Here is a 220-nt window from a genome sequence, read left to right as displayed (position 1 = left end):
AAGGAGACTGCCGCCAGGTCAGGCCACTCGTTGACGAGCGTCAGATGGGCGAGGAAATCCTCAAGATCGACCTCGGCGGCGAGCTTCCCCCGCTGGCTGCCGGAGCTGTACCGGGCAGCCAGCTTGACCAAATCCGAGTAGCTCGCCTGATCCGTCCTCAGCACGACCTTGGTCCGGGTCTCGTCGAAACCGAGGCGCAGCGGGGATGGTGCGGAAGAAG

At 64.5% G+C, this 220-nt stretch carries 1 pseudogene; it reads right to left on the bottom strand.

Going from position 1 to position 220, the window contains the following annotated elements:
* A pseudogene (locus tag ABD323_RS42065) lies at nt 1-220 on the bottom strand (DNA helicase); the annotation flags it as partial.

It is taken from the genome of Kitasatospora nipponensis, assembly GCF_039528135.1.
Lineage (GTDB): Bacteria > Actinomycetota > Actinomycetes > Streptomycetales > Streptomycetaceae > Kitasatospora > Kitasatospora nipponensis.
Note: the sequence above shows the minus strand (reverse complement) of the source record. Positions and strands in the feature narration are given on the sequence as shown.